The sequence below is a fragment of the Actinosynnema sp. NPDC059797 genome, assembly GCF_042732085.1.
Classification (GTDB): domain Bacteria; phylum Actinomycetota; class Actinomycetes; order Mycobacteriales; family Pseudonocardiaceae; genus Actinosynnema.
In genome coordinates this window covers 1-4,855 of record NZ_JBHWIE010000467.1, presented here as the reverse complement: position 1 = coordinate 4,855, position 4,855 = coordinate 1, and the positions used below count along the sequence as shown (strand labels likewise).

Sequence of the window (4,855 nt, the reverse complement as noted above, 5' to 3'; positions counted from 1 at the left end):
CTCGCCCGCCCCGGGAGAGCCCGGGGCGGGTGTGCCCGTTCCGGGCGCGGGGACCCCGGTCGAGGACGGGTCCGGCACGGCGTTGTCGCGCAGGCGGACCTCCACGGGCGCGGTCGGCGCGGGTTCGCCGGGCAGCGCCCAGGTCACCAGGGCCGCGCCGAGCGGCAGCGCGATCGCGGCGGTCACCAGCGCGATCCGGGGTGCGGTTGACATGGGTCCACCTTCGTCGCGCGGTCGAAAACCCCGATGAGAGCCACGTGAGGAATTCTTCATCCTGCTGCTCCGAACGGTCTAGCCGACGGCGGGGATCCTGGTGCCCACGAGCACCAGCCGCAGCACCCGCTCGGCGGCGTCGGCCAGGAACTCCGCGCCGCGCAGGATCGCCTCGTCCAGGGAGACCGGGCGGGGCAGGATGGCCTGGAAGGCGTCGATGCCGGCGGCGTAGGCGTGGTCGGCGTGGGCGCCGATGGTCCCGGCCAGGGCGATGACGGGCTTGCCGTGCGCCTTGGCGCGGCGGGCGACCTCGCCGGGCACCTTGCCGTACGGGGTCTGGGCGTCGATGGCGCCCTCGGCGGTGACCACGAGGTCCGCGGCGGCCAGCCGCGCGTCGAGGTCGACGTGGTCGAGCAGCACGTCGAAGCGCGGCAGCAGGGGCGCGCCGAGCACGGCGTTCAGCCCCGCGCCGAGACCGCCGGACGCGCCGGAGCCGGGCCGCCGGGCCACGTCCGCGCCCAGGTCGCGGCGCAGCACGTCGGCCCAGTTGTCCAGGGCGGCGGCCAGCTCGTCCACCTGCGCGGGCGAGGCGCCCTTCTGCGGCCCGAACACCCTGGCCACGCCGCGCGGACCGCACAGCACGTTGTGCGGGTTCACCGCCAGCCGCACGTCGACGCCCGCCAGCCGGGGGTCCAGGCCGGCCACGTCCACCGACCGCACCCCGGTGAGCGCGGCCCCGCCCGGCCCGACCTCGCGCCCGTGCCGGTCGAGCACCCTCGCGCCGAGCGCCTGGAGCGCGCCCGCGCCGCCGTCGGACGTGCCCGAGTCGCCGCAGCCCACCAGCACCGAGCCGCACCCGGCGTCGAGCGCGGCCAGCACCAGCTCGCCGACGCCGCGGCTGGTGGTGCGGCCCGGGTCGCGCAGGTCCTGGGGCACCAGCCGCAGTCCCGCGGCGGCGGCCATCTCGACCACGGCGGTGCGCCCGTCGCCCAGCACCGCGAAGTGGGCCCGCACGGGCTGCCCGACCGGGCCGGTCACGACGGCGTCGACGAGCCTGCCGCCGGTCAGCCCGGCGAGCGCGGCGGCGGAGCCCTCGCCACCGTCGACCAGCGGGACGAGGTCGACCTCGGCGGTCGGGACGACGCGGCGGACGCCGGTGGCGATGGCGTCGGCGGCGGCCTCCGCGCCGAGGCTCTCCTTGAAGCCGCTGGGTGCGACGACGATGCGCATGGGTGTGCTCCTAGTGGGTGGTGATGGGCAGCCCCAGGAGGGGCCACGCGTACAGGGCGAAGGCGGTGACGAGGGCCACGTGCAGCGGCGCCAGCACCGAGGACAGGCGCAGCAGGTCGCGCGCCGAATAGGTGGGCAGGCCCTCGACCTCGGCGAACAGCGCGACGGGCTTGGCCGAGGAGGTCAGGGTGTGGCAGAAGCCGGCCGCGGCGGTGGAGGCGAACACGGCCGGCACCGGGTTCACCCCCGCCGCGACCGCGAGCGGGATGACCACGGGCACCAGCACCGAGGAGCGGGCCGAGCGGGACTGCACGGCCAGGTGCGCCGCCGTGGAGACCACGACCACCGCGACCAGCAGCAGCTCGGGTGAGGCGTGCTCCAGCGGCGACAGGCCCGCGCCGGCCAGCCACGCGGCCGCGCCGGTGGACACCAGGGCGTCACCGAGGGCGGCGGTCGCGGCCGTGAACAGCAGCAGGGACCACGGGACGGTCTTGAGGGCCGCGCCCGGCGTGACGCGCTGCTCGCCGTGCGGCGGCATGGTGACCACCAGCGCGCCGAGCAGCCCCACCAGCGCGGGCGGCACGCCGTGCAGCGGCTCGGTGCACCACAGGACGAGCACGGCGGCCGTGGTGGCGGCGGCGTGCTTCTCCGGTCCGGTCCACGGCCCGCTCGGCGGCGCGGGCTCCACCGCGAGGGCGTCGCGGGACCAGTCGAGCCGGCCCCGGCGGTCGGCCCGCGAGGTGAACAGCAGCAGCACCACCTCGGCGGCCAGGTGGCAGGAGACGACGGCGAGCGGCAGGCCCAGCAGCAGCCAGCGCAGGAACCCGACGCCCTCGCCGGTGGCGTCGCGCAGCAACTGGTCGGCGACCAGGTGCGCGCCCGCGCCGATCAGCGTGGACACCGCCGAGAGCAGCACGGCGGTCGGGAACAGCACGGCCATCGCGCGCACCACGCGCGGCCGGTCGCCGAGCGCGCGGGCCAGGGCGCCGAACACCGGCAGGGCCAGGGCGGCGCGCCCCGACGTGGCGGGCACCGCCAGCGACGAGACGACCAGGGCCACCACGACCAGGTGGGCGAGCTGCCGGACCGTGCGGGCCCGGCCGAGCAGCGCCACCGCGAACCGCCCGACCAGCCCGGACCGGGTCAACCCGGCGGCCAGCACGAACGCCGCGATGAGCAGCCACACCAGGTCCGCGCCGAGCGTGGCGAACAGGTCGGCGGGCGCGATCACCCCGGTCACGGCCAGCACGCACACCGCGGCCAGCGCGATCCAGGTGTCGTCGACCGCGGTCAGCACCCACGCGCCGACCGCCGCGGCGAACACCGCCAGCACCACCGCGCCGGGCGCGCCCAACCCGTCGGCGAGCAGGCCGCCGCCCAGCACGGCCGCCGAGACCGCCGCGATCCCCCACGGCCGGCGCGGCGGTCGGCGGCGCGGTCGCGGCAGCGGGACGGTCGCCGGCTCCGGTCGCGTCGTGTAGGTGAAGGCGTCCACGGCGACCAGCGTGCGACGCGGGGCTGAGCGGCCGGTGAACGTCCGATGAGGACGCCTTCATCCGCCGCGGTCTACATGCGACTGAGGATCATGCCGTTCCACCACAGGTCGAGCTTGTCCAGCGTGTCGTCGGTCGCGCCGGGCGCGGTCGACAGGACGGCCGACACGCTGGTGCGCGAGTCGGTCCACCACAGGTGGCCGGTGCCGCCGTCGAGGTAGCAGGTGCTGAAGTCGCCGGCGAGCGGGCCGGACGTGTCGCGCCAGTACGGGGAGTAGTGCACCGGGTGGGTCGTCGGCCGGCAGCCGCCCTGGGTGTCGTCGCGCGGGATGCCCCGGCCGTTGACCAGGGCCAGGAAGTGGGCGTCCTGGGCGGCGCGGGTGGCGAACAGGCGGAACTCCGCGCGGGCGGGCGGGTCGAACCGCCCGTGGGCCTCGTTGGCCTCGGTGCAGACGACCTTCGCGGCGACGCCCTCGGCGTCTGGGGGCGCGGTGGCGCAGGAGCGGTTGTCGCGGTAGACGGCGGGCAGGGCGGCCAGGAGGGTCTGTTCCGCCGGGTTCGGGGTGGGAGGGGCCTCGGTGGTGGTCGGCAGGGTGAGCTTGACCTTGGTCGTGGTGGTCGCCGTGGTGGTGGTGGTGGTGGTCGTGCTCGTCGAGGCGGGGCCGGGGTCGCCGGCGAGCAGGTCGGACGTGCGGTCGAGCACCAGGTAGGTGACCAGGGCGAGCACGACCACCGCCGCGGCCACCGCGGCCGGCACGGCGCGGCGGTCGCGGGTCCGGGGCGGCGTGGCGGGCGCGGTCGGGCCCCGGGGTGTGACTGGGCGCGCGACCGGGGCCGGTGGTGTGGCGGGCGCCACGACCGGGCGGGACGGCGTGGCGGGGTTCGTGGCCGGGCGCGGCGGTGCGCCAGGGGTCCGGGGCGCGGTCGGGGTCCGGGGCGCGATCGGCGCGGGGTGGGACGCGGTCGGCGCGGGGCGGGGCACGGCGGCGAGCGCGGCGCGGGCGGCGACGGCCAGCGCGCCCGCGCTCTCGTGCCGGGCGGCCGGGTCCTTGGCCATGCCGCGGGCGATCACGTGGTCCAGCGCGGCCGGCACGGCGGGGTTGAGGGCGGCGGCCCTGGGCGGGGCCTCCTTCAGGTGCGCCCAGAGCTGGGCCGCGGTGCCGTCGGCGTCGAAGGGCCGGCGCCCGGTCAGGCAGGCGAACAGCACGCAGGCCAGCGCGTAGGTGTCGGCCCGCGCGTCCACCGGCCCGCCCTCGAACCGCTCGGGCGCCATGTAGTCGAGGGTGCCGATCACGTCGCCCGACGCCGTGATGTGCGTCGCGGACGGCGAGGCGCTGCGCGCGATGCCGAAGTCCACCAGGTACACGAAGTCGCCCGGCGCGACGAGCACGTTGGACGGCTTCACGTCGCGGTGCACGAGCCCGTCGGCGTGCGCGGCGTCGAGCGCGCTCGCCACCTGCTCCACGATCCGCACCGCCCGCTCGGGCTCCAGCGGCCCGCGCGCGATCACGTCGGTCAGGTCGGCGCCCTCGACCAGGCGCATGTCCAGGTAGAGCCGCCCGTCGATCTCGCCGTAGGCGTGGATCGGGATGACGTGCGGCTCCCGCAGCCTCGCCACCACCTGCGCCTCGCGCCGGAAGCGGGCCCGGAACGCGGCGTCGTCGTTGAGGGCGGGCGCGAGCCGCTTGAGCGCCACGACCCGGTCGTGCACCGTGTCGTGCGCGCGGTGCACCTCCCCCATGCCCCCGCGCCCGAGCAGCGGCCCGATCCGGTAAGGGCCGAACACCTCGTCAGCCATGTCCCCCGCGTTCTCCGTGCGCCATCCGCTGCGATCGACGCGGTGCGGGCCGCCGCGGTTCCGGGAGTGGCCGAGGTCGTGCCCACGTGATCAAGCCCACCTACCGGTTCGGTCGGTCGAC

General features: G+C 77.2%; 4 protein-coding genes. All 4 read right to left on the bottom strand.

The annotated features are described in order from the left end of the window. On the bottom strand, nt 1-213 hold a 213-nt coding region (locus tag ACFV4N_RS39840), incomplete at its 3' end, for a hypothetical protein (RefSeq protein ID WP_499677870.1). A 78-nt stretch (nt 214-291) separates the two neighbouring features. After that, entirely contained in the window at nt 292-1,443 is a 1,152-nt protein-coding gene (locus ACFV4N_RS39835) for a glycerate kinase family protein (RefSeq protein ID WP_499677869.1), read from the bottom strand. 10 nt (nt 1,444-1,453) lie between these two features. Beyond that, complete coding sequence (locus ACFV4N_RS39830) at nt 1,454-2,938, bottom strand: SLC13 family permease (RefSeq protein WP_499677868.1); 1,485 nt, start codon at nt 2,936-2,938, stop codon at nt 1,454-1,456. A gap of 71 nt (nt 2,939-3,009) precedes the next feature. After that, nucleotides 3,010-4,734 carry a serine/threonine-protein kinase gene (locus tag ACFV4N_RS39825; protein ID WP_499677867.1) on the bottom strand — a complete coding sequence of 575 codons (1,725 nt, stop codon included), beginning with the start codon at nt 4,732-4,734 and terminating at the stop codon, nt 3,010-3,012. Between the last annotated feature and the right edge of the window lie 121 nt (nt 4,735-4,855).

Bases quoted from the DNA above. Each gene is read 5' to 3' on its own strand.
- ACFV4N_RS39835 (WP_499677869.1), bottom strand. From the start codon at position 1,443: ATGCGCATCGTCGTCGCACCCAGCGGCTTCAAGGAGAGCCTCGGCGCG.
- ACFV4N_RS39825 (WP_499677867.1), bottom strand. From the start codon at position 4,734: ATGGCTGACGAGGTGTTCGGCCCTTACCGGATCGGGCCGCTGCTCGGG.